A 25519-nucleotide genomic window follows, 5' to 3' on the forward strand; every position below is an offset into this window, starting at 1 on the left:
CCATTTATTGACCTAAATCGATCTTTTCAATCAAACTAGGCAGTTCTTTTTCAGTAAATTGTTGGTATTGTCCTTGTTCAAGTGAAGCACGAAGCGAATCTTTCACCGCATCGAGAGGTTTAACGGAACGGGATTCCACTTTGATCAGGTGATAGCCATACTGGGTCTCAACAGGGTCACCGACAGTTCCCACCGTTTGGGAGATGGCCGCATTTTTGAAGCCTTCGACCCACTGGCTTACATCTGCATCTGCGTAGAGGCCGCCAGCATCCTTCGAACCTGGATCATCGGAATATTGCTTCGCAAGTGCAGCGAAGTCTCCGCCATTTTTCAGCTTGAGCTGAACATCCTTAGCGATGACTAGCGCTTCTTCCTTCGTGCGAATGGCTTTACCTTCAGGATCTGTTAATCCAATCAAAATATGACGCACAGATGCAATCGTATACGCATCTTTATTTGCGGCAAGCGCGGCATCATATTGTGCCTTCAGCTGTGCATCTGTAATACTGGATTTAATGTAATTATTTGCCGTCATGCTCCCAACGAGATAGTACTGAATATCAGCTTCCGTTGCATTGACATTTTTCAGGTCGGATTTAAATTTATCTTCGCCGAATTGTTGCTTCCAAACAGCAACCTGTGCAGCGGCACTTTTCTTAGCAGCTTCTTGATCAGCTTCAGAAGCGCGGCTATAGAGAATACGGTTTGTTACTAATTCTTTTAGGATACCCGTCTGATAGTCCACGTTATCTTTGGAAGATGCGTGTGCACTGTTGAACAATGCTTTGAGGTTAAAGAAAGCGTCAAATTCACCCTTCGTCACAGCTCCGCTTTTATAAGTGGCAACCACATGAGTGGGATTATTTCCGATCCAAACTGTGCTCGTTGCTTCATCCCACTCTACTTTCTTGCCAAGGGCATCGGTCATGAAACGCAAAGGTACATACGTATTCCCTTCATAAATAAAGCCTTTGCCTTCGACAGGCGCTTTCTCGACACCATCAAACATATACGTCAGATTACGGAAAGCGACTTCAATTTGACTGCCAGCTGCAAAAGCTACCGTTCCACTTAAAACAGAACCAATGGTTAATCCTACAATAAGTCCTTTTACTTTATCTTTCACTATGATTGATCCACCTTTCATATCTTGTCATTCCAATAATTCACCGAAGGTTAAGATATTTCCTTTTTTTATTAGGTAGGAATTGAAGGAATTCATTACCTGTTTGTTGTATTTGTAGAGGTAGAGACGAATTGCAACACGCATCTTAGAAGAAAGACATGTCGAATAGGGGGGATAATGTGGGAGCAAATGTTGGTATACCCAGCTCCGAGGATTTGTTTCTGCTTCATGAAGGATCCCTTTTCCACAGTTATCGTATCTTAGGGGCACATGTTAGCAAAGAAAAAGGGCATGAAGGCGTTCGATTCGCCGTATGGGCACCGCACGCAAGAAACGTTTATGTACTGGGAGATTTCAATGATTGGCAATCCGGCGAACACCTCATGCAGAAGGTTAGTTCGTTAGGTCTCTGGATGATCTTCATTCCGGAAGCCGGTGAAGGCGATTATTACAAGTTCGAAATTCATAGCCAAACTGGGCAAATTTTGTTAAAAGCAGATCCCTATGCCTTCTATTCCGAATTGCGACCCGGTACCGCTTCGCGTGTTGTGGATTTGGGAGGATATGTTTGGCAGGATCAGGCATGGCAGGCGAAGAAGAAAGAAACACCCGCGTATAATAAGCCACTCTCGATTTACGAAGTGCACTTAGGCACTTGGCGTAAAAAAGACCGGCTGAGTGAAGAACTGTACACGTATGAACAATTAACCAACGAACTCGTAGATTATGCTGTAGCAATGGGTTATACCCATATCGAGGTCATGCCGCTGGCAGAGCACCCATTTGACCGATCATGGGGTTACCAAGCCACAGGTTACTACTCGGTAACAAGCCGTCATGGTGAGCCGAAGGATTTCATGCGATTCGTGGATCGCTGTCATCAGATGGGGATCGGTGTCATCATGGATTGGGTCCCTGGTCATTTCTGTAAGGACAGTCATGGACTCCGGCAATTTGATGGTAAGCCATTATATGAGTACGAAGACCCTCGTAAAGCGGAAAAGCTGGAGTGGGGGACGCTAACCTTCGATTTTGGCAGACCGGAGGTACAGAGCTTTTTAATTTCGAATGCCGTATTTTGGATGGACATGTATCATATGGATGGTATAAGAGTGGATGCTGTAGCTTCCATGCTGCATCTCAATTTCGGCAGATGGGATGAAGAGCCCCTTCGAAATCAGCATGGGGGAGATGAAAACCTCGAAGCGGTTGCTTTTATTCGCAAGCTGAATCAAGTCGTTTTCTCCTACTTCCCGGATGCGCTGATGATGGCGGAGGACTCCACCGATTGGCCGCTGGTAACAGCTCCGGTCCACGAAGGTGGACTTGGGTTTAACTACAAGTGGAATATGGGCTGGATGAACGATATGCTGAAGTATATGAAGCTGGATCCCATCCACCGCAGGTACAATCACAAGCTGATTACGTTCTCGTTCATGTATGCTTGGAGCGAAAATTATGTACTTCCTCTTTCGCATGACGAGGTTGTGCACGGTAAACGTTCTCTCCTTCATAAAATGCCAGGAGACTATTGGCAGAAATTTGCCAACCTGCGGGTGTTGTATGGCTATATGTCGGGGCATCCTGGCAAAAAGCTGCTTTTCATGGGAAGTGAATTTGGTCAATTCGACGAATGGAAGGACCTTGAGGAGCTGGACTGGTTTCTATTAGATGGTTATGAGAAGCATGTTCAGATGCACCACTATGTGAAAGCACTCAATCAGTTTTATTTAAAAGAACCGGCTCTTTGGCAACGGGATCATGATCCAGAAGGTTTTGCATGGATTAATCCCCATGACGAGAGCCAAAGTGTTGTTACTTATATGCGAAAAGGGAACTTGCCGGAGGATGAACTCATTCTGGTGTGTAATTTTACTCCTGTTGTTCATCCGGATTATCGGATCGGCGTTCCGAAATTAGGTGAATACGAAGTTGTTTTCAACAGCGATGCCACTGAGTTTGGTGGATCCGGACAAGGGAATTCGCTGTCAATCAGAAGTAGAGTAATTTCCATGCACGGCCAAGCTTATAGCTTATCTCTATGTATTCCGCCGCTTGCGGCTGTCTATATCAAGTGTGTGAGTGAATTCCAATCAGAGGTTGATGAAGTTGAAGGGGGAAATCAAATATGCGCAGTAAAGAATGTGTTGCCATGCTCCTTGCTGGAGGAGAAGGGCGAAGATTAGGCGTACTGACGAACAATTTAGCTAAGCCTGCTGTACACTTTGGCGGCAAATATCGCATCATTGATTTTACTCTCAGCAATTGTACGAATTCAGGGATTGATACGGTGGGTGTTCTTACCCAATATCAACCACTCGTGCTTAATACGTACATCGGTATTGGAAGCTCTTGGGATCTTGACCGCAAGTATGGCGGTGTAACGGTGCTGCCACCGTTCATGGAACAAAAAGGCGGCGATTGGTACAAAGGTACAGCGAATGCGATCTATCGCAATATTGGTTTTATCGAGCAGTATGATCCGGAATACGTCTTGGTCATCTCGGGTGACCATATTTATAAAATGGATTACGATCTCATGCTTTCCTATCACAAAGAGAAAAAAGCGGACGCAACGATCGCAGTTATCGAAGTGAAATGGGAAGAAACGAGCCGTTTCGGCATCATGAGTGTGAATGAGAAGCAGGAGATTACGGAATTCGCTGAAAAGCCGAAAGAAGCGAACTCCAACTTGGCTTCCATGGGGATTTACATTTTTAACTGGAAAGTATTGAAATCATATTTGCTCGAAGATGAAGCGAATTCTGAATCCAGTAAAGATTTCGGTAAAGACATCATTCCGATGATGTTGAAGGATGAAGCGAGAATGTTTGCTTATCCGTTCCAAGGCTATTGGAAGGACGTCGGTACCATTGACAGCCTATGGGAAGCCAATATGGACCTTTTGGATGATAACAACGAACTAAACCTCAATGATAAAGACTGGCGCGTGTATTCTCAGAATCCGTACCAGCCTGCACAATATGTAGCGCCGACAGCCAATATCAAACGATCCCTGGTCAATGAGGGCTGTGCGATTTTCGGAGATGTCGAGCATTCTGTTCTGTTCTTCGGTGTTCAGGTAGGTGAAGGCAGCCAAATAAAGGATTCAGTCATCATGCCAAATGCCAAAATTGGAAATAACGTAACGATAATCAAAGCCATTATTGGTGAAAATACGGTCGTTGAAGATGGTGCGGTTGTAGATGGAAATGGTGAAATTGTGCTTATCGGTGGTAACGAACGGGTAACAGGCTACGCTAATCAGAAGGGATGATGTCAGATGAAACATGTGATGGGAGTCATTAATTTAGTCAATGAACCGGATGATTTGGAGGAACTGACTTATTTCCGCTGCCCGGCATCTGTGCCTTTCGGAGGTCGTTATCGGTTAATCGATTTTGCTCTCTCGAATATGGTGAATTCAGGCATTGATAACGTGGCTGTGTTTACACAACACAAATACCGCTCGCTCATGGACCATCTTGGGTCTGGAAAAGAGTGGGATTTGGACCGAAAACGTGGAGGACTTTTCGTTCTTCCGTCCGTGCTTGACGAACCGACGGGGATCTCACGCGGTGATTTGTATCAATTCTACAGCCACCGTGACTATTTCTACCGTGGTAAAGAAGAGTTCGTTATTATTTCCCGCAGCCACATGGTGTGCAATCTGGATTTGCAAGATGCCGTGCGTTACCACGAAGATATGCAAGCGGATATCACCGTAATATATAAACAAACGGATGAAGAGGTTCATGGGAAATTCCGCCGCGTAGCGGTTAAAGATACCGGTCAAGTCACGTTGATGGAAGATCACACAGGCAGATTGCGTACGAACAACATCTCCATGGAAATGTATATTATGAGCAAGGCTCTACTGTTGGATATGGTGGAGTCCTGCCTAGCACAAGGCCACGATCATTTGGTTCGTGATGGCATTATGAAAAACATTGATAAACTCAGTGTATATGGCTATAAGTTTGAAGGTCATCTGGGCATTGTGAACTCCATCCAAGGCTACTACAAGCACAGCATGCAACTACTGAATCCAGTGATTTGGCGGGAATTGTTCTTCCAGAAGAACAACCTGATCTATACGAAGGTTAAGGATGAGCCGCCTGCGAAATATTTGGATTCCGCCGCAGCCAAAAATGCGCTTATTGCAAACGGCTGCCAGATCGAAGGGAAAGTAGAGAACAGCATTTTGTTCCGTGGTGTGAAGATCCGCAAAGGTGCTTATGTGAAAAACAGTATCATCCTGCAAAACTGCGAGATCGAAGAGAACGTCATTATCGAGAATGCAATTCTGGATAAGGATGTCTTCATTAGCCGCGGCCGTGTGTTAACGGGTGATAATAAAGCACCATTCATTGCAGCGAAAACCAAAGTGATCTAAGCATTATTTAGAAAATTAGATCAGGTTTCATTGAAGTTGGAGGAGTGGCAAGATGAAAATACTGTTCGCGGCTTCGGAGGCCGTGCCTTTTATAAAGACTGGCGGATTAGCGGATGTGATCGGCTCCTTGCCCAAGGAGCTGACGCGTCAGGGACTTGATGTTCGTGTTATTTTGCCAAAATACGGTGGTATCCCGGCTAAGTTTAGGGACGAGATGACGCATGTGACGGCATTTGATGTGCAGTTGGGCTGGCGCAAGCAATATATTGGGATTGATATGTTGGTGTATGAAGGGGTTACCTTCTATTTCGTAGATAATGAGTTTTACTACAAGCGGCCTGGTATTTATGGGTATGGGGATGAGGCGGAGCGATTTGGCTTCTTCTGTCGCGGTGTGATCGAGTCGCTGCCTTACCTAGATTTCCAACCGGATGTCATTCATTGTCATGATTGGCAAGCAGGCATGATTCCTGTTCTGTTGAAGGCTCATTATCAGCATTTACCTTTCTTTAGCGGGATTAAGACCATGACGACAGTTCATAACTTGAAATACCAAGGTGTTTTCGGCCAACAGGTGTTCAAAGATTTATTCGGTTTGTCGGACGATCACTTCTCAGGTACTGCGCTAGAGCTTCACGGGGGCGCGAGTTTCTTGAAAGGCGGACTCCTGTATTCGGATCAAATTACGACGGTAAGCCAGACGTATGCAGAGGAAATTCAAACGCCGTATTACGGTGAATTTTTGGACAGCCTGCTGCGCCACCGCAAAGACCAATTAACCGGTATTGTGAATGGGATTGATTACGACGTATTCGACCCCATGACGGACAAGAATCTGGTTGTGAACTACCGGGATTCTTTACCGAAGAAGGCGCAGAACAAACTGGCTCTTCAGGAGCGTCTAGGGCTTCCTGTGGATGGCGATATCCCGATGATCGTACTTGTGACTCGTCTTGTACAGCAAAAGGGATTAGATTTGATCCAGCACGTGCTTCGTGAAATCCTAGCACTGAACATTCAGCTTGTTGTTCTTGGGACGGGTGAGCCTGTTTATGAGCAAATGTTTAGAGATGCTGCACGCACACATCCTACGAAAGTAACAGCGCATATTTACTTCGATGAAGCGTTAGCTCATCAGTTCTATGCAGCATCAGATCTCTTCTTAATGCCATCGCAATTCGAGCCATGTGGGATTGGGCAATTGATTGCACTTCGCTATCGTTCCGTCCCAATCGTGCGGGAAACCGGTGGATTAAAGGATACGGTACAGCCGTATAATGAGTTTACAGGGGAAGGCACGGGCTTTTCCTTCACACATTATAACGCTCACGATATGCTGCACAGCATTAGGCGTGCGGTGTTCTTTTATAAGAATGATCGTGACAGTTGGATGAAGATTCAACAAAATATGAAAAAAGGCGACTTTAGTTGGCGGAAATCGGCTCAACAATATATCGTCATTTACAATGAAATGACCACATAAAGGTAAGGAAGATGGCCTCCTGATTCGAAAGAATGAGGAGGTTTTTTTCGTAATTTATAAAATTCAGGTATAATAGGATCAGCAGATTTATTAGAGGTTTGGAGTGGTGGGTCGTGGGCGTGGATTGGCTATCGCATGTATTGACCGTGGTGTTCGTCGTAAATATTTTACTGGCGCTCACCGTGGTGTTCTTAGAGCGTCGTAATGTGGCAGCAACATGGTCTTGGTTAATGGTGCTGTTGTTCATTCCTATTCTGGGCTTTCTACTCTACGTGATGTTGGGTCAAAATTTGAGTCGCAGAAAACTGTATAAATGGAATAAGCGTATGCTAGAACGTATGCAGACTGTGATTACCGAGCAGCGTCAGCAGTTGATGGATGGGAGTTTTCCCTATCAAGATCCGATGCTGGGCGATTACCGATATTTAATCTACTTGAATGTCGCAACGAATGATTCATTTCTGTCGCAGGATAATGACGTTCATATCTTCACAGATGGTGTGGAGAAATTTAACGATTTGATAAGCAAAATAGAGGCCGCGAAGTACCATATTCATTTGCAATATTATATTGTGAAAAATGATTCGCTGGGTCAGCGAATTATGGAGGTGCTCACGCGAAAAGCTGAGCAAGGGGTGACAGTCCGCTTCTTGTATGACGATATCGGTTCCCGTACGTTGAAGGATTCATTTTTCAGAGATTTCCAGCAGGCAGGCGGGCAAAAAGCCGCTTTCTTTCCTTCGAGGATCCCCTTCCTGAATTACCGTGTAAACTATCGTAATCATCGCAAACTTGCGATTATTGACGGTCAAATCGGGTATATTGGCGGATTTAATATAGGTAATGAATACCTGGGCTTGAACCCGAGGTTTGGCTATTGGCGCGATACGCATCTTAGGTTGACAGGTACTGTAGTACGTGCTTTACAGTCCCGGTTTATTCTCGATTGGAATTTGGCATCTACGTCGCAGATTGAGGTGGATCATCGGCATTTCCCACTGATATTGGAAAATGCCCCGAAAGGTCAAGTGCCAATGCAAATCGTAGCTAGTGGGCCGAATGAGACTTGGCCGCATTTTGTACATACGTTCCTTAAGTTGATTTATATGGCCAAAAGTCGCATATTGCTGCAAACACCTTATTTTATTCCGGAAGAAAGTATGTTGAATGCTCTGCGGATCGCTGCTCTTTCGGGGATTGATGTCCGGATTATGATACCGGAGAAAGCCGATCATTTATTCGTGCACTGGGCATCGCTATACTACGTAGGTGAGCTGTTGCGAGCGGGTGTGAAATGCTATTTGTATGATTACGGTTTCCTTCATGCCAAAACGATTATTGTAGACGGAAAAGTGGCATCTGTGGGCACAGCGAATTTCGATATTCGCAGCTTGCGGCTTAATTTCGAAACGAATGCGCTGATGTTTCATGAGGAGACGGCAACGAAGCTGGAGAATACCTTTTGGAAGGACATGGAGGGATGTATGGAGTTGACGCTGGAGGAATATGAGAAACGATCGCTGCGTATCCGGTTTCTGGAGTCGATTTCGAAATTGATTTCACCGATTCTATAAATGAAAAAAAGGATTTCGAAACCTCACTTGAAAAAGCGAGCTCGAAATCCTTTTTATTTGGAAAATCACATACTACGGATTAGTAAGTGCCGTCGCCATCTTCAAGGTTAAACTGCCAGTGGATGCCGAACTTGTCCACGAGTTGACCATAGCATTTGCTCCAGTCAGTCGCTTGAAGTTCCATCCCGATTTGGCCTCCTTCTTTCAGCTTGTGGAAGGCATTTTGGATTTCTTCCAGGTTATCGCTGACTAGCGAAAGACTGATGTTGTTACCTGCGATGTATGGCATACCAGGGAATGTGTCTGAGAACATGACATTGCTGCCGCTAATCTTTAATCGAGCATGCATAACACCATTTTTAGCTTCTTCTGGAAGAGGGTAATCAGGGTGTGCTGGCATATCGCCAAATGAAATGATTTTTGGAGTTGGCAGGTTAAATACTTCTGCATAGAAGTTCACAACCTCGCGGGTGTTTCCTTGGAAATTTAAATAAGCATCAACTGACATAGCCATTCTCCTCTTATTGTGAAATTGGGACAATCCCCTATATTCTACCATTGGGCATGCGGAAAATCCAACTGATCTTACTCGAATAAGTCTAGCAAGAGATTCGTCCTAGCGTCGCCACGAATCTATGCAGGTTTTTTGGCGCGTTTTTATTTTGATTCTATTCGAATAACCGAAATCATGATAGAATTACTGGAAATTGGAAGAATCTGTGGGTGACCGTATGAAAAAATTGATATTATTCGCTATTATTGTCAGCAGTTTTGTTACGCTGTCATTTTCTTTATACTATATGCTCAAGATTTATCAGAGCGATTTGGGCATGTCGAGCGCTGCTGAACCAATGGTTCATGAGCATTCAGAGCGTATAGTGATCATTTCACAGGAGCAGGGCAGCTTCATGATGAATGAGATTCAAAAAGGGGCGCGCAAGGCTGCAGAAGAGCATAACATCAAAATCGATTTCTGGGGCGTATATCGTTCGAACTTGGAAGGATTGATCAAGCAGATCGATATTGCAATCGCTTCCAAAGCGAGTGGAATCATCGTGGAGGGTGTGGATCATCCGGATTTCGATCTCATGGTGAAGAAGGCCACAGAGAAAGGGATACCGATCATTACGATTAATTCCGATGCGCCGAGCAGCTTGCGTAAATCTTATATTGGTTCCGACCATTATCAAGAAGGAATTATTATGGGCGAGTACATCGCGACGCAGCTGAAAGGTCAAGGTATCGTTGGAGTTATTCAGAATTTGTCGTCTCCGACGACGGATGATTTACGGTTAAAAGGTTTGAGCGAAGTATTTAAGAAATACGCGGGTATTAAACTCGTTGTCGCTACTAACGATCCGGAAATGTCACAGCCAAAAATGCAAACGAACGATATTTTGAATCACAATCCGAATGTGAGTGCCTTTCTTGGATTATCGACGGACTCTGGTGAGAGCATCGTTCAAGCTGCGCATTCGCGCTCGCGGACCAAAGAATATCCGATCTTCATTTTTGATGATTCCCCGCAAACTGTTATGTTGATCAAAAACGGTCAGGTACAAGCTGGGCTTTCGCAGCATTATGAAGAAATGGGCATTTTAAGTGTAAATTTGATGAAACGTTGGTTAGATGCTGCACAACTGCCACTCGAGAACAGCTACTTCACGCCAATTAGTGTGGTGACTTCATCTGGAGAAGAGGAGAAAGCCCTTGAAAACCATTCGAAGTAAAATGATGATGCTGTCTATTTTGATCTGGGTAATTATGGCGATTATTTGGCTCTCCATGAGCATTTATAATCAAAGAACGGTTGAAAAGTATAACGAGATTCTGCAGCGTTATATGCAAATGAACCAAGCCTCGCAATTAAGTCAACAATCCTTAACAACCCTGAATAAATACCGCATGTCACCAACGCTAGAAAGCTTGAATCAATATATCTCGGATAACAGCAGTTTGCTGCGAACAAAGTCAGAAATGGACTGGTTACGAAATTTGAGTAACAGCATGCTGCTCGATAATCTGCAGAATATGCTGGAAAGCCAGTCGGAAGCGATGGATTTAGCCGTTCGTTTTCAAAAGGATAATGATGAAGAGAATGCCGCCAAACAGTTTGACGAGGCATCCAACATTTCCAAATATATTTCAGAGGCGACCCTAACCTTAATTAGCGGCGAGCAGAACACCTATGATGCCTTCTATAGGAAAATTATTAAGCGAAGTGAAAATATTAAAAAAATGGGCTTATGGACGCTGGCGCTGGTTTCCTTGCTGCTCTTGCTGTTTTCCTATCGATTTGTCAATAGTGTCACGCAGCCTTTATTGAAGTTAACACTGTCTGCACGTGAATTGTCACGAGGGAACTTCAAAAATCCTATAGAGATGGGCAATAACGATGAAATATCCTTTTTGGCCAAAACGTTAGACAGTATGCGCGTGAAAATTGGTCATTTTATCGATGATATTCAGAGTAAAGCGCAATTGGAATACGATCTTCATCGCCATAAGCTTATGTTGAAAGAAAGTGAATTGAAGAGTTTACAAAGCCAGATCAATCCCCATTTTCTATTTAATACATTAAATATGCTGTCTAAAGAGGCGTATTTGGCAGGTGCGGGCAAAACAAGCGAATTAATTAGCTCTGTCGCCGGTATGCTTAGATATAATCTCCGTAAGTTGGATAGCCGAGTGTCACTAAAGGATGAGCTCGAGGTGCTTGAGGAATATTTAACGATTCAAAAAGCACGATTCGGCGATCGTTTGCATGTTGTAAGAGAAATTGATGAGGGCGCACTGGAAATTGAGATTCCTATCCTGATCTTGCAACCGCTTGCAGAAAATGCGTTTATTTATGCGATTGAACCTGCTGAAGAGGGCGGGACTTTAACGATTCGAGTGAAGCAGGAAGAGCATCATGTCATTGTACAAGTGGAGGATACAGGGCAAGGCATGGATGAAGAGCAGTTGAATAGGCTATTATCACATACGGAAAATTCAATCTATAAAGGGCATTCCACGGGAATAGGGATATGGAATGTGATTCATCGACTGCAGCTGTTTTATGGGGTTGAAGAGATGATAGAGATCGAATCCCATCTAGGAGCTGGCACGTGTATTACATTGAAGCTGCCAAGGGGGCAAATGGTATGATCCGATTGTTGATTGTAGATGATGAACCAATTGAGCGGATTGCGTTGCAAAAAATGATTGAAGAGGGTTCTCCAGAGGTAGAAGTCATAGGCCAAGCTTCAAATGGCAGGGAAGCAATTGAAGCAGCAGCCCGTCTTCAACCCGACCTCATTACGATGGATATCAAAATGCCGGGCATTAATGGCCTACAGGCTATTGAGAAGATTAAGGAGTCCAACTCGGCAATAAAGTTCATCGTCGTTACTGCGTTTGATACGTTTGAATTTGCCCAACAGGCGATCAAACTTGGCGTGTACGACTATATGCTGAAACCAAGCCGAATTTCCGTTGTTCTTGAGACGATTGGCCGAGTAGCCAATGAGATTAAGCTTGTGCAACAAGAACTGGCCCTTCGAAGCATAGATCAAGTCAGGCTACAGAAGATGACACCGCTGGTGGAAGCCGATATCGTGGAGCAGTTGTTATTTGATTATGTGCAATCCGCTTCTCTTAGCGAAATGATTGAATTAATAGGACTTCCAACCGGGCGAACTGGCTTCGTGATGACATTGCAATTCTCCCATGCTTTGGAGGAAATGGAACAACAACTGGAAATCGAAGAGATGTATTCGCAATTAAATCAGCTGATTCATGACCTTCCAATGCCGATCTGGCTTGGTAAAATGTCCGGCAATCAAGTCCCCCTTATTATATTTATGGAAGGCGAATTCTCATATCGTGCGCAGGCCATTAGTGTCGCTAAGAAATTGCTACATGTGTTGGGCGTAAAGCACGACAGTCGCCTTTTTATAGGAATTGGTGGCGTATGTAAAGATGTAAGGGAGATGCGTAGATCTTATCATGAAGCGTTACTCGCATCCATGGATATAACTTTACCTTTTCGCTACAATTTATATGAAAATTTATCCCAAGATGACATCCAGGCTATTGGCGGCCGAACGATGGAGATGGAGAAAAACGTAATTGAAGAGGTTAGACGGGGTAACCTCGAGTCGGCAGGGGATCAGATTGCCAAAATGATTGATGTATTTGAAGCTGTTGGTCAAGGGGTTGGAATGGGGCAGCAGAGAATTTTTGAAGTCTTGATCATTGTCACGAGAATGCTGCAAGAAATGGGTGTAGAGGTTCAAACCCCGTACTTTCCCTATCCAACGACAAGTTATATGCAGCTAAAGGCAGAATCTCGCTTATTGATTCATAATTTAGTTCAGGTTGGCGATGTCGTTGAAACAGATTTACTCCAAATGATGAAGCTATACATTCAGAAGCACGCGCATGAAGATTTGTCTTTGGAACGGATTGCTGCCACGGTTGATCGGAACCCTTTTTATGTCAGCAAACTCTTCAAGGAGCATTTCGGCATGAACTATATTGATTTTCTCACAGAATATCGTATAGAAACGGCCAAACAATTGATGCAAGAAACAGACAAAAGTTTAAAAGAAATCACGTTTGAAGTCGGCTATAATGATCCGAATTATTTCAGCAGAGTGTTTAAAAAGCTAGTGGGTCATTCGCCGACGGATTATCGGAAAATGCTGATTCGACCAGCAAACAAAAAGCAGAGCTAAGTGAAGCTTACGAAGTCAGTTTTCAGACGAAAACTTTAAGATGATGCTTACGAAGCCAGTTTTCTGACGAAAACTTTAAGGAGGGGTTTGCGCTGGAAAATGTCATAAAGCGGAGCGAAATGCTTGGGATAGCAGCCATTATGGCTGTATTGTTATCGGCATGTTCGTTCATCGGAGCGGACACTACGCCAACGGATAAAGCTAGTCCGCAGATCGATAGTAAGCCAAGCCCCAATCGGATCGTGGAAATGGACAAGAAAGTGGTCGTAGGTTTATCGATTGATACCTTGCTCGAAGAACGTTGGCAAAAGGATCGCGATTTATTCAAAGCAGCTGTAGAAAAGCTGGGCGCCCGCATCGAGGTACAAGCCGCGAATGGCGACGACGCTTTGCAGCTTGCCCAAGCGGAAAACTTGATTTCGCGCGGCGTAGACGTTCTTGTCGTTGTGCCGCACAACGCAGAGGTTTCAGCAGCGATAGTGGAAAAAGCGCACAAATCAGGCATTAAAGTCATCTCTTATGACCGTTTAATCGTCAACTCGGATGTTGATTTATATATCTCTTTTGATAATGAGAAAGCTGGCGAACTGCAAGCCAAAGCCATCGTCAAGCAGGCTCCAAAGGGGAATTATGTGTTAATTGAAGGCGCAGATACGGATAATAATGCGCACATGTTTAAAAAAGGTCAAATGAACATTCTGAAGCCTCTCGTCGAGAAAGGTGACATCAACATTGTGTTTGATCAAGCAACGAAAGAGTGGAAGCCTGCTAATGCTTTGGCGAACATGGAGCGGGCTTTGATAGCGAATCACAACAAGATTGATGCGGTTGTTGCTGCCAATGATGCGACAGCAGGTGGAGTCATTCAAGCATTAGCGGCCCAGAAGATGGCGGGGTTGATCCCTGTTTCCGGACAAGATGCGGAGCTTGCGGCCGCACAGCGAATTGTCGAAGGTACACAAACCATGACGGTCTACAAGCCGATCAAGAAGCTTGCTGAAACGGCAGCTGAGCTTGCTGTGAAAATGGCAAAGGGCGAAAATGTCCATGCGGATAAACAAGTAAACAATAAGAAAATTGATGTTCCGTCCATTCTACTTGATCCGATCGCCGTCGATAAATCGAATATGGATGCCACGATTATTGCAGATGGTTTTCATATGCGAGAAGAGGTTTATAAAAATGTGAGTCAGGGGCAAATGACAAAATAGTATAGCATTGTTAAAAAAAGTGCTAATATAAAGCGGTTACATTGGAAAATCCCGGTGATATACTCAGTTTGTAGTTGGCGAACAGCCAAAACAATTGAGAGGGGTATACGAATGAAACGAAGTGTGAAAGCGATTTCTCTGATGTTAGTTGTTATGTTTCTAGCTGTGATGGTTGCAGCATGTGGGAACTCCAGCTCAAAAGTAAGTGTTGGGATTGTACTGCCTACGAAAGACGAGCCAAGATGGGTTCAAGATGAGCAACGGTTTAAAGATGCATTGAAAGGTTCGAAATATACAACGGAGATCTTATTCAGCCAAGGATCATCTGCGAAAGAAAAAGAAAACGTTGACGCGTTGATTGCAAAAGGAATCAAAGTATTGATTATTTGTCCGCAAGACGGTGATGCTGCAGCTGCTGCTGTAGAGTCAGCTAAAAAAGCCGGTATCCAAGTCATTTCCTATGACCGTTTGATTACGAAAACAGATGCTGTTAACTACTATGTGACTTTCGACAGCATTGCTGTTGGTAAAGCACAAGCACAATACCTCGTTGATAAAGCTAAAAAAGGTCAACCATTGTACCTGTATGCAGGTGCTGCATCTGACAATAATGCCTTCTTGTTCTTCGAAGGAGCTTGGCAAGTGCTTCAACCGAAAATTGCGGATGGCACATTCAAAATTGCGAACTCCAGTGAAGCTGTTGCTTTGAAAGGAACTTCAAAGCTAACACGTGAGCAAATGAGCAAAATTATCGGTCAAGTAACAACGAACTGGGATGCAAACGAAGCGAAGAACAAAGCTCAAACACATTTGACAGCTGCTGCAGCAGACATGAAAGGCGATGTTGCGATTCTGGCTCCAAATGATGGAACAGCTCGCTCAATCGCGGATGTATTTGGATCGGATAAAGCTGTTACTAAGTTCCTGGTTACTGGTCAAGATGCTGAGAAAGCTTCGATCCAATACGTCATTGATGGTAAACAATCCATGACAGTGTTCAAAGATGTGCGTACACTTGTGAAAGATGCAATGGGTATGGCCGTAGCTATCCTTGATGGCAAAACACCTGAAACAACGGGTTCGTACAACAATGGCAAAATCGACGTTAAAGCGAAACAAACGAACGTTATCGTAGTTGATAAAGCGAACGTGAAATCCGCTCTCGTTGATTCCGCTTACTACCAAGCAGCTGATTTCAAAGGTTTATAAGTGTAATCAAACATAGCTTGGACGGAATAGTGATAGATACGTCTATCACTATTCCGCTATTCCAAGAGTCGTTAGGTTAAGGAGCGCTTGATGATGAGCAAATACATGTTAGAAATGAACAATATTTCCAAGGAATTCACGGGCGTGAAGGCACTTGCGAATGTTAATTTTAAAGTAAATACGGGCGAAATTCATTGTTTGGTTGGTGAGAATGGCGCTGGAAAATCGACCTTGATGAAGGTGCTAAGCGGTGTTTATCCACACGGAACATACTCGGGAGATATCGTTTTTGAAGGTAAAGTTCAGCAGTTCTCGAAAATCAGTGACAGTGTGAAGACAGGGATTGCGATTATTTATCAAGAGTTAGCGCTCTTTCCGGACCTCACGGTATATGAGAACATTTATGCAGGCAATGAAGTGAAAAAAGGCATGATGGTCGATTGGAATCAAACGATCCGGCAAGCGAAAGAAATGCTTCATAAAGTGAAGCTGGATGTGAACCCGGAAGTTCTTGTTAAGGATTTGGGTGTTGGGAAGCAACAACTCGTCGAAATTGCGAAAGCATTAAGCAAGGATGTAAAGCTGCTCATTCTCGATGAACCGACGGCTGCGCTCAATGAGAAAGAAAGCGAGAACTTACTAGATTTGCTGCGTGAGCTGAAAAAGCAAGGCATTACGAGCATTATGATTTCGCATAAGCTCAAAGAAGTGACTGCGATTGCCGATCATATCACTGTGTTACGAGACGGTCGGACGATTTGTACATTGGACGCTGCCAAAGGTGAAATTTCGGAAAGTGTCATTATTAAAAACATGGTTGGTCGCGAAATCGACGATATTTACCCAAAACGAACGACGAAATCGTTCGGAACGAACATCCTCGAAGTCCGAAACTGGACAGCGTACGATCCTCAGTTAGGCCGGGAAGTCGTGAAAGACATTAATTTGCATATTAAAAAAGGGGAAATCGTTGGTATTGCTGGTTTAATGGGTTCGGGGCGAACGGAGCTGGCGCAAAGTATTTTTGGAAATCCCAAATCTTACAAGCTTCGCGGTGATCTCCTGATGGACGGTGTAAAAAAAACGTTTAACCATCCGAAGGATGCCATCAAGGCAGGCATTGCCTATGTGACGGAGGATCGAAAAGGGGACGGTTTGTTCCTCATTCAAGATATTAAGCAGAACATTGCTGTGGCCAATCTAGATGAGATCTCTGATAACGGCGTCATTAATCATAACGAAGAAGTGAAGATTTCCAACCATTATAAACAGTCTTTAAATATTAAAGCGCCTTCCGTTGAGCAAATCGTTGGTAATTTAAGCGGTGGTAATCAACAGAAGGTTTCACTCGGTAAGTGGTTATTTGTGAATCCGAGCTTATTGATCTTGGATGAACCTTCACGCGGCATTGATGTGGGCGCCAAATATGAAATTTATACGATTATGAACAAACTGATCAGCGAAGGGATGAGCATCATTATGATCTCATCGGAGCTCAGTGAAGTGTTGGGTATGAGTGATCGGGTCTATGTCATGGCCGAAGGGAACATAAAGGGCGAGCTTTCCATCGAGGAAGCTGATCAAGAAATGATTATGAAGCTTGCGACGCAATAGGAGGAAGTCCAGTGCAATTTTACAGTGAAGCGAAATCGCTAATTAAAGTGAATATTCGAGAATATGGGATGTATATTGCCCTATTTATCATCATGCTGACGTTCTCCATTATGACAGATGGATTGTTTATGTCATCGCGAAATATAAGTAATCTAATTGATGCAACAGGGTATATTGCAGTTCTAGCCGTGGGGATGACCCTTGTCATTGTGATCCGGCATATTGATTTGTCCGTTGGATTCGCGGCAGGGTTCCTGGGTGCAATTGCTGCGGTTCTCCTTTCACAAGCAGGAGTTCCTTTCTATATCACAATTCCTATTATTTTGGTGCTCGGCATTATCGTCGGATTATTCAATGGCTTGTTGGTCGCACAATTTGGGATTCCATCCTTTGTCGCTTCTCTTGCAGGCATGTTGATTTTCAGAGGAGCTCTTCTGCGTGTAACAGAGAAAACAGGTACGATTATTATCAAAGATGAGCATTTCAATGCCATCGGGAACGGCTTTATCCCTGCCATAACGAAGGTTGGTGGACTAAATCTACTCTCCTTGATTTTAGGCGCTGTCTTAATCGTTCTTTATATTTACAGTGAATTTTCCAAACGAAATAACAAGCTGAAATACAATTTTGAAGTGGTATCTGCCAACCTTTTTACGGTGAAAGTCATTTTCGTTTCGGCTATCATTGCGTATATTACGTGGATTCTTGCTGGATATAACGGCTTTTCCTGGACCGTCATCGTTGTTATGATCGTTGTTGCTGTGTACCACTTATTGACCACCTCAACGGTGTTAGGCAGACATATTTATGCCGTTGGAAGCAATCCAGAAGCAGCGAATTTGAGCGGGATTAGTGTAAAAAAGATCACTTACATCGTGTTTGGTTCGATGGGCATGCTGTCAGCGCTTTCCGGAATCCTCTTTACGGCTCGTTTGCAATCTGCAACAACGACTGCAGGTACTCTGTTCGAGCTTGATGCGATTGCCGCGGCCTATGTTGGCGGTGTTTCGGCTGCAGGTGGTGTTGGTAAAGTAACGGGCTCCATCATTGGAGCGATTGTTATGGCTTCCTTATCAAGCGGGATGAATCTTATGGGTATTGGAATTTCCTACCAGTATATGATTCGTGGTGCTGTCTTGGCGATTGCGGTTATTTTCGATGTTGTAACACGTAAGAAGAGAGCATAGTTGCTATGGCCATTCACACACCTCAAGGACTTATCATAAGGCTTGATGTGCCAACAAGCTTTGGTCTTATGGCGAGATTATATCCGGACATTAGGCCAAAGCAAATTCTGAAAACGACAGAAGACATTAGTTTAATGTCCTCTGCGTTAGGGTTTGTAACTGGATTGTTTGGCTTTGTCCTTCAGTTAAGCCCTCAAAGCATAGGCGTATATACGTTGATAGCCATGGTTGCCGGGATCATTTTCAACTCAAGTGGCCTTATCTTATTTCCTTTCGTGCAACTAGGGGCAGCTTTCAAACAGATATATGTCTTCTTCCTGCCAACGATTATTTCAGTAGTCGTAGGCTATATGCTAACAGGTTGGCAAGGTATACTAGTGTATTTGCTTACCAGATGTATGGCTGCTTGCTTATCAATGATTGTCGGGATGGGATTAGCTAAGCAATCACTAAAGAAAATAGGGATTGCGTACACGAGCGTTGAACGAAATTTTTTCAATGCGTATCGCTATCATGCCATTCAGATCGGTAAATCGATGAGTTTACAATTATCCTTCGAGGAGTTAGATGAAGCCTTTTGGCGGGGAACGTACAACGACTATGTACAAAATAATCCGAAAGCGATTCAGCGTCAGAATGAATAATTTGCCAACGATTGCACATTTCGATGTCGCCTGGTACCTACCAAACCATCTGAAATTAAAGAGGTACTCATCGCAGATAAAGTTTGTATGTGAAGGATTCCAGCCGCGTACCTGCCTGTTGGCGTGAGTTAGCGATGCCTTGGCAAGATTTGAGAACATGATCAGTGAAGGATTAATGATTCGTATATGGATAAAATCGCCACCTACATACCATCCTAAGATTAGCTGTTTAAGGCATGACACTTAGGGGGAATAGACTTTTGAAACTAACTTCAGAGCAGATGGTTACCCTGCATGGCTTTAATAATTTGACCAAATCACTAAGCTTTAACATGTATGATATTTGCTTCACCAAAACGAGAGAAGAGCGTGAAGCCTATATCGCTTATATAGACAAGCAATACAATGCGGAGCGATTGACTGCTCTATTGAAAACCGTTGCCGATATTATCGGCGCGCATGTGCTGAATATCGCAAAACAGGACTATGTGCCACAGGGAGCAAGCGTTACCATGCTGGTATCGGAAGGACCGATCGAGCAGGAACCGAACGAATCGTTCGAGGAATCCCCTGGGCCGCTTCCAGATGCGGTCGTCATGCATCTGAATACAAGTCACATCACTGTGCATACGTATCCGGAATATCACCCAGACGAAGGCATTAGCACCTTCCGGGCCGATATTGATGTTTCTACGTGTGGTGAAATATCACCGCTTAAAGCGTTGAACTTTCTGATCCGCTCCTTCGATAACGACATTTTGACGATGGATTACAGAGTCAGAGGGTTCACACGTGATATCAGCGGGCATAAGCTGTTTATCGATCATGAGATCAGCTCTATTCAAAATTATATTCCGATGGAGATCCAAGACTTATATCAGATGATTGACGTGAATGTGTATCAGGAGAACATTTTTCATACGAAATGCAAGCTTCGGGAGTTTGATTTGAACAATTATTTGTTCGGCTATACGAAGGATACGCTCAGCAAGGAAGAGCAGCTCGAAATTGAGAAAAGTGTCAAGTGGGAAATGGATGAGATTTTTTATGGGAAAAATATGATATTTACTTGAGTTTTGCTGAAAGGTAAAAGGGTTTGGACGCAGTGGGAATCTGCTCCAGAGCCCTTTTTTGTTCCAGGTATTTTTTGTCGAAAATAGACGAAATCGTACTCATAGATGTGATAAAATAAAGCTGTTTGGTGAGTTGCATTTATCATACATAATTCTTAGTTGGGATCGGGGGTATCATGAATCGTAAAAAAATGTTGTGGACATTAATATTGTCGCAGATGGTGTACGTCATTTTTGTTCTTGTTTGGCTGTTTATCGCGGGGATGTCGGTCATGTTGTTTGACAGTCCTGATGCGGTCACAGATGTGACAACGTGGCTCTTTTTTATCGCCATTTTGCTTTATCCGGTTGGACTTCTCGCAGCTTTAATTGGGGGATGGGTATCCTTTTCCCGTCGACGTTACAGGTCTTCCTTGATTTGGAATGGCATCCCGCTGATCTGGATTGTGCCTTTGGGCGGATTCTTAGCCTTTACTAATTTAACGTAATCACATAATGAGATCATTGATGGAACAGAGCTTGCCACGAGTGTGGGAAGCTTTTTTGTATATTTCAAAGGTGCTCAACTAGATAAGGTGCAATGGACTGACGGAATACATTCAGGGGGATCTTGCTCTTTTTTCGTTGATCATTGGTTAACACAACGACGGTTTCTATACTAGGGATGATATAAATACATTGGCCTCCAAAACCATAAGCATTATAGTACTTAATTACATTGGAGGACGAATCTTCATCTGTAACATCGGGGTAAGAATCCGTCCACCAGTGCCAGCCATAGCTGCCGCGGCGAGGTGCTTCTGCATGTATAGCAGATTGCGTCGAACGGGCAACAAGATCTTGTGAAATGATCTGATCGTTGTCCCATTTACCTTGTTGTAAGTAGAGTTGACCGAACTTCAGCATATCGATTGGGCGAAGCGACAGTCCAAATCCGCCAGTATGTATTCCCTGTGGGTCGTGTTCCCACGTATAGGATTCAAAGCCAAGTGGGCCGAATAGAAATAACTCGGCATATCGGGCAACCGTCATGCCTGTAACTTCCATGAGAATGGCCGATAATAATTGCGAGCCCCCAGAATTGTAAGTCATTCTCGCACCAGGCGTATCAGATAAGGATTGCTCTAACACGAATTGAACCCAATTAGTCGATCTTGTCATATGCGGAAAGGAATTCTGACCGCCAAACTCTGTCCAATTGAAGCCAGAGGTCATCGTTAATAGATGAAGCAGCGTTATATCGCGCTTGGCTGATTGATGATCATTTGCAAGCTGCGGGAAAAAAACGGATGCAGGTGTTAACGGGTCAGGCAACAAGCCTTGATCCATGGCAATGCAACAGAGTGCAGCAAGGAAGCTTTTGGTGCAGGAATTGATTTTAGCAATGGTGTCCGCCATGTGTGGCTCTCGATAATGTTCAAATTGAAGTTGACCCTGCTGGTAGATTAAACAGCTTACGAGATTGGCTGGTTCTAGTGCTGGGGATAAATTTGAAAATTTCATGTCAACCTTCTTCCATTTACGACAACTTTTTTTTGATTGTGGGATGAATTACTTTTTGAATGATGTACTGCATGTGATAAACTACAACTAAACTTGGACACCTCTATGTGTAAAATAACAGATCTAGATTACGGACGGATTCCACCTCAGAAGTAGTGTGTAATCTTTTTATCATTTCATTCGACGAAATGTATTGGAAATGATTGCCGTGTTGGATACGAAAGGTAATCCTTCAAACTCAGGTATTAAGGTTGCTGAGTATGCGGACTGTTCAAAAGGCGTTGTCACTTATTATTTTAAGAATAAAGATAACTTGATCATAGAAGCTTTCAAGTCGTTCTTAGCCCATTATGGTTTAAAGATCCAGTCAGAAATTCAGAAAACAATGACAGCAGAGGGAATGATCGATGTCACGCTGAAGCACATTCTCCCACCATATAGTGATGATAGGCAAAAGACGATCAATGTTTCGGAACTTAATGGGATTGAGAGGATGTTTATCCCGCACGAAGATCAAGCCAAGCTTTTTCTTCAGTTCTTCTCCAAAGCTGTATTGGATCGTAATTTACAAGATGTAGTATCCAAGAGCTATATGGAAGATCTTCACGGCATTGTGAGGATCTTTGATGACGGCAACATGTCGGGGCAAATGAGGGTCGAAGATTCCAAAAGACCGCTTACGGCCTTCTAGCGATGGTGGTTGGATTAAGCTTCTTTAGAGTAGCGAATATCCCTCCATTGAATAATGAGGAAAATCGATATATCTGTGAAGATTATGTCAGAAGATTAATTAAAGGTCAAACGACGGATGGAGGACGAATATGAAATTAAGTCCAATCCAAAAGAACGATGTAGAAATTGCCGTCGTTGAAAGCAGTGAAATCTCTGATAACTGATGTCCAGTCGGCTTTAGATCTAATGGCAACTGCACAATTTGAAGCAGGGTGTGATTGTATAATTTTAAATCGATCGGCATTAAGTGAGGACTTTTTCGATTTAAAAACACGGTTTGCAGGAGAAATATAATGAAAAACAAGCTATTGATAAATGGAGCAGCAGTTAACACAAGAAAGGCTAGGAGGAAGATGGAGTGTCAAATGTAGTACAGAGTCTTGCTGATTATCCGATGGTAAAAATTCCTGGTGGAGAAATAGACTTAAGGGACGATCGAACAGCATCTAAATGGAAAGTTGACATAGAACCATTTCTTCTTGCCCGGTATCCTGTCACTAAGGAACTTTATTTTGCCATTTCACAAACATCATCTATTTCTTCTGATGGAGATCAAAATCCGGTTGTGAATATCTCATGGAATGATGCCATTTCTTTTTGTAATCTACTTTCTCAGAAAGTTGGTTTGAAGGAGTGTTATTCTATAAGTAATGATGGTGAAAATATCATCTGTAATTGGGAATCAGATGGGTATCGCCTCCCTTCCGAAGCGGAATGGCAGTACGCATGTAAAGCAGGAACTAAAGGATACAGATACGGAGAGCTAGATAAGATTGCTTGGTACAACGAAAACTCAGCTGGCACGACCCATGAAGTAGGAAGAAAAGAACCGAATGCGTGGGGGCTGTATGATATGTTAGGGAATGTTTGGGAGTGGTGTTGGGATTTATACGATCAGAACATATACGGCTCTTACCGAATTTTTCGCGGTGGTAGCTGGGCTGAAGAGGCCAGAGGTTGTGGGGCTTCGTGTCGTCGTCGCAGTCACCCGACATTTGCCATCGATGACCTTGGATTCCGACTTGCTAAGTCTATGTAAGTGGTGTTCATCTCGTCACATTTTGGCAGTCTGGTCAGTTACTTCACTTTCAATGGACTGCTCTAAATGTTCTTGCTATTATTTTCGGTTATGCTTCTTTATTCTTATTGAACACCCCTGAACAAAAACACTAAGGTCGCATGTTTAACTCTTGATTACAACATAGAACAGCCCTCAACTTGATGACAAGGTGGGGGCTGTTTGACGCTTACGTTTAAGGTTGATTTGAATAACGCTAATTGGATGAATTATTTTGCGCCAACATTCTAATTTCAAGTACATTAGTTACTTGATTAAACTTTAAAACATACTTCTGTCCTTTTATAAGCCCAAACAAAGAGGCGATTTTGGGGCTGGTTGCGAATCCTAAAGCAAATGAATTTAATGGTGGTTTGATTACCTGAAGTTTCATCTTTTTTATTTTTCCAGCTCTTACTACCGTTATTATGGAAGGTTTACTAGGTAGATTGAGGACATCTTCTGTCGCTCTAGTAAGAGCTATTATATCGTTTCTTTTTATATTCGTTTCTTCAATTCCGAATGGAGTTACCTGGCTAGTCCTTGTTAAAATAATTGTCAGGGTCTTAGTCTTAACGTTATATTTCAATAAATATACGAATCCGGCTATTAATCCAAACGTTTTTGCAGTTGCTGGGCTAACTTCCAATGTATTTATAAACGTTTCTCCACAAGCATCCGGGTCTGATGTAAGAACTTTAATAGTAACATGTTTTGTTATTGCCTTCCTTCTAAGTGTTGCAGAAGTATTATTTTGGATAATGAGAAGTGAGTCACCACCTCCTGCGCATGAATCTAAAAAAATTTCATTATCTTTACGCGACTTTGAAATGATTAGATGAACTCTTTCTTGTGGCAATTTCTTCATCCCTTCCAAATTGTTTTTCTCAACAATACCACTCTAAATTACCTTAGAATTAAACCTATTCCATGGTATTCAAGCACAAATTGAAAGTTCTAAGCATTGAAACATTTTACTTAGAAAATAGAACTCGAGTTAATTTTCCTCCTGTTTCTGGTTGGATGCCACGAAATGTGTTTCCAACTAGTTAATTGTCAAGCAATGTTTTTTTGCTGTATACAGGCATATGTCTCATACAGCAATATCGAAAAATGAATATGGTATAGAGTCATCCAGCATTACAAACATCGTTGAATTTTCAAGTTAAAGGCGAAGGGTTGGAGTAAATAGTGACAAAAATTATGAATTGTCCTTCTCCTCAAAAAATTACACTGAAGCAACGGTTACGCACCCTCATTGGAGTTAAAGTTTCTTGGGGAGATACAAAAGGGAATAGCTTTGAAGCAACTCCGCTTACAATCGGAAAAACACCCAGTGGCGAAACCACTTATAACGGCACGCCGTTTTCACAACTTGCGTTTATTTCTATGCGCTTTAAAGGAACGAATTTTCCACCGATTCGCGTAAGAGTAAAGTTGAAAACCAAACAACCTCCTAATGTAGTGATTGATCGTTTTTTAGTTCTCAGGGGCTCCAATTTTATCGAGTTGATCGAGGTAAATCTAAAAAACGGGTTTCAGGAAAGGATTTTTTATCCTCTTCATGAAGTCGTACAATTGGTTTGCAGAGTAAAAAAGCCCGTTATATTTCCGACATGTCCAAAGCAAACGAATATAGCATTGGTAGAAAGGTTAAAAGCTTTTATTGGAAAGCATGTTTCCGGGATTAATTCCCTTAGGGAATTTGATGGCATTCTAAGAAAAGTAACGAAAGATTTTATCATAGTAGGGAAAACGAGAGTACAAATTGGCGTAAATGCTTTATTATTTATAAAAGTACCCAATCAAACCAATGCTAAGAAAACGAACGCAGTGATACATGTAGATTTTAGAGCTCCTTTTCCGAATCCTGGAAGTGTGAAGCTCATCCGTATCGGCTCGAATTTTGTTGAAATCAACAACTTCATCATTAATTTAGCTGATGTCAGAAGTTTAATATGTAAAATGGATTGCAGTCAGAAATGAATA

22 protein-coding genes and 1 pseudogene are annotated in these 25519 nt (G+C 43.0%); 19 read left to right on the top strand and 4 right to left on the bottom strand.

The genetic code is table 11. The features are described 5' to 3' along the window. Positions 1 to 4: 4 nt before the first annotated feature. Positions 5 to 1126, bottom strand: coding sequence for a peptidylprolyl isomerase (locus tag AC58P7_RS04865; RefSeq protein WP_497340383.1), 1122 nt, complete (start codon positions 1124 to 1126; stop codon positions 5 to 7). A 158-nt stretch (positions 1127 to 1284) separates the two neighbouring features. On the opposite strand from AC58P7_RS04865, the gene glgB reads away from it, so the two are divergent. The 5 genes from glgB (at position 1285) to cls (ending at position 8579) form a co-directional block, all read left to right on the top strand. Then, on the top strand, positions 1285 to 3312 hold the full coding sequence (glgB, locus tag AC58P7_RS04870; protein ID WP_497340385.1) for a 1,4-alpha-glucan branching protein GlgB: 2028 nt from the start codon (positions 1285 to 1287) through the stop codon (positions 3310 to 3312). Further along, entirely contained in the window at positions 3255 to 4403 is a 1149-nt protein-coding gene (locus AC58P7_RS04875; protein WP_497340387.1) for a glucose-1-phosphate adenylyltransferase, read from the top strand. The genes glgB and AC58P7_RS04875 overlap by 58 nt, the downstream gene beginning before the upstream one ends. Before the next feature lie 6 nt (positions 4404 to 4409). Then, positions 4410 to 5522: a glucose-1-phosphate adenylyltransferase subunit GlgD gene (gene glgD, locus AC58P7_RS04880; protein ID WP_497340389.1), complete on the top strand. Its 1113-nt coding sequence runs from the start codon at positions 4410 to 4412 to the stop codon at positions 5520 to 5522. A 52-nt stretch (positions 5523 to 5574) separates the two neighbouring features. Continuing rightward, entirely contained in the window at positions 5575 to 7005 is a 1431-nt protein-coding gene (gene glgA, locus AC58P7_RS04885) for a glycogen synthase GlgA (RefSeq protein WP_497340391.1), read from the top strand. Positions 7006 to 7124: 119 nt separating this feature from the next. Further along, positions 7125 to 8579 carry a cardiolipin synthase gene (gene cls, locus AC58P7_RS04890; protein ID WP_497340393.1) on the top strand — a complete coding sequence of 485 codons (1455 nt, stop codon included), beginning with the start codon at positions 7125 to 7127 and terminating at the stop codon, positions 8577 to 8579. A gap of 79 nt (positions 8580 to 8658) precedes the next feature. Here the strand turns inward: cls and AC58P7_RS04895 are convergent, their stop codons facing one another. Further along, positions 8659 to 9087, bottom strand: a complete 429-nt coding sequence (locus AC58P7_RS04895; RefSeq protein WP_497340395.1) for a VOC family protein — start codon at positions 9085 to 9087, stop codon at positions 8659 to 8661. A 223-nt stretch (positions 9088 to 9310) separates the two neighbouring features. On the opposite strand from AC58P7_RS04895, the gene AC58P7_RS04900 reads away from it, so the two are divergent. The 10 genes from AC58P7_RS04900 (at position 9311) to AC58P7_RS04945 (ending at position 20726) form a co-directional block, all read left to right on the top strand. Further along, positions 9311 to 10309, top strand: coding sequence for a substrate-binding domain-containing protein (locus AC58P7_RS04900; protein WP_497340397.1), 999 nt, complete (start codon positions 9311 to 9313; stop codon positions 10307 to 10309). Continuing rightward, positions 10290 to 11729, top strand: coding sequence for a sensor histidine kinase (locus AC58P7_RS04905; RefSeq protein ID WP_497340399.1), 1440 nt, complete (start codon positions 10290 to 10292; stop codon positions 11727 to 11729). Before AC58P7_RS04900 ends, AC58P7_RS04905 begins: the two co-directional genes overlap by 20 nt. After that, complete coding sequence (locus tag AC58P7_RS04910) at positions 11726 to 13300, top strand: response regulator (RefSeq protein ID WP_497340401.1); 1575 nt, start codon at positions 11726 to 11728, stop codon at positions 13298 to 13300. Before AC58P7_RS04905 ends, AC58P7_RS04910 begins: the two co-directional genes overlap by 4 nt. A gap of 119 nt (positions 13301 to 13419) precedes the next feature. Continuing rightward, positions 13420 to 14511, top strand: a complete 1092-nt coding sequence (xylF, locus tag AC58P7_RS04915) for a D-xylose ABC transporter substrate-binding protein (protein ID WP_497340403.1) — start codon at positions 13420 to 13422, stop codon at positions 14509 to 14511. A 111-nt stretch (positions 14512 to 14622) separates the two neighbouring features. Then, the gene (locus AC58P7_RS04920) at positions 14623 to 15720 is read left to right on the top strand and encodes a sugar ABC transporter substrate-binding protein (protein ID WP_497340405.1); all 1098 of its coding nucleotides are present in this window, start codon (positions 14623 to 14625) and stop codon (positions 15718 to 15720) included. 93 nt (positions 15721 to 15813) lie between these two features. Beyond that, positions 15814 to 17334, top strand: a complete 1521-nt coding sequence (locus AC58P7_RS04925; protein WP_497340407.1) for an ATP-binding cassette domain-containing protein — start codon at positions 15814 to 15816, stop codon at positions 17332 to 17334. Between the two features lie 11 nt (positions 17335 to 17345). Continuing rightward, complete coding sequence (locus AC58P7_RS04930) at positions 17346 to 18521, top strand: sugar ABC transporter permease (protein WP_497340409.1); 1176 nt, start codon at positions 17346 to 17348, stop codon at positions 18519 to 18521. A 5-nt stretch (positions 18522 to 18526) separates the two neighbouring features. After that, positions 18527 to 19165 (top strand): hypothetical protein, encoded by a 639-nt coding sequence (locus tag AC58P7_RS04935; RefSeq protein WP_497340411.1) that lies wholly within the window; start codon positions 18527 to 18529, stop codon positions 19163 to 19165. A gap of 260 nt (positions 19166 to 19425) precedes the next feature. Next, positions 19426 to 20238, top strand: a complete 813-nt coding sequence (speD, locus tag AC58P7_RS04940; protein ID WP_497340413.1) for an adenosylmethionine decarboxylase — start codon at positions 19426 to 19428, stop codon at positions 20236 to 20238. Between the two features lie 176 nt (positions 20239 to 20414). After that, positions 20415 to 20726 (top strand): hypothetical protein, encoded by a 312-nt coding sequence (locus AC58P7_RS04945; RefSeq protein WP_497340415.1) that lies wholly within the window; start codon positions 20415 to 20417, stop codon positions 20724 to 20726. A 64-nt stretch (positions 20727 to 20790) separates the two neighbouring features. Here AC58P7_RS04945 and AC58P7_RS04950 read toward each other — a convergent pair whose 3' ends face one another. After that, positions 20791 to 21741 carry a serine hydrolase domain-containing protein gene (locus AC58P7_RS04950; protein ID WP_497340417.1) on the bottom strand — a complete coding sequence of 317 codons (951 nt, stop codon included), beginning with the start codon at positions 21739 to 21741 and terminating at the stop codon, positions 20791 to 20793. A 247-nt stretch (positions 21742 to 21988) separates the two neighbouring features. Here AC58P7_RS04950 and AC58P7_RS04955 point away from each other — a divergent pair. The 3 genes and pseudogenes from AC58P7_RS04955 to AC58P7_RS04965 form a co-directional block, all read left to right on the top strand. Beyond that, positions 21989 to 22566 (top strand): annotated as a pseudogene (locus tag AC58P7_RS04955) (TetR/AcrR family transcriptional regulator); the annotation flags it as partial. A gap of 93 nt (positions 22567 to 22659) precedes the next feature. Then, entirely contained in the window at positions 22660 to 22767 is a 108-nt protein-coding gene (locus AC58P7_RS04960) for a DUF4180 domain-containing protein (RefSeq protein ID WP_497340419.1), read from the top strand. Between the two features lie 100 nt (positions 22768 to 22867). Then, complete coding sequence (locus AC58P7_RS04965; protein ID WP_497340909.1) at positions 22868 to 23512, top strand: formylglycine-generating enzyme family protein; 645 nt, start codon at positions 22868 to 22870, stop codon at positions 23510 to 23512. A gap of 235 nt (positions 23513 to 23747) precedes the next feature. Here AC58P7_RS04965 and AC58P7_RS04970 read toward each other — a convergent pair whose 3' ends face one another. Further along, positions 23748 to 24398: a hypothetical protein gene (locus AC58P7_RS04970; RefSeq protein WP_497340421.1), complete on the bottom strand. Its 651-nt coding sequence runs from the start codon at positions 24396 to 24398 to the stop codon at positions 23748 to 23750. Between the two features lie 323 nt (positions 24399 to 24721). On the opposite strand from AC58P7_RS04970, the gene AC58P7_RS04975 reads away from it, so the two are divergent. Then, positions 24722 to 25516: a hypothetical protein gene (locus AC58P7_RS04975; RefSeq protein WP_497340423.1), complete on the top strand. Its 795-nt coding sequence runs from the start codon at positions 24722 to 24724 to the stop codon at positions 25514 to 25516. The last annotated feature ends 3 nt before the right edge of the window (positions 25517 to 25519 follow it).

This window comes from Paenibacillus sp. J22FR5 (genome assembly GCF_059691975.1).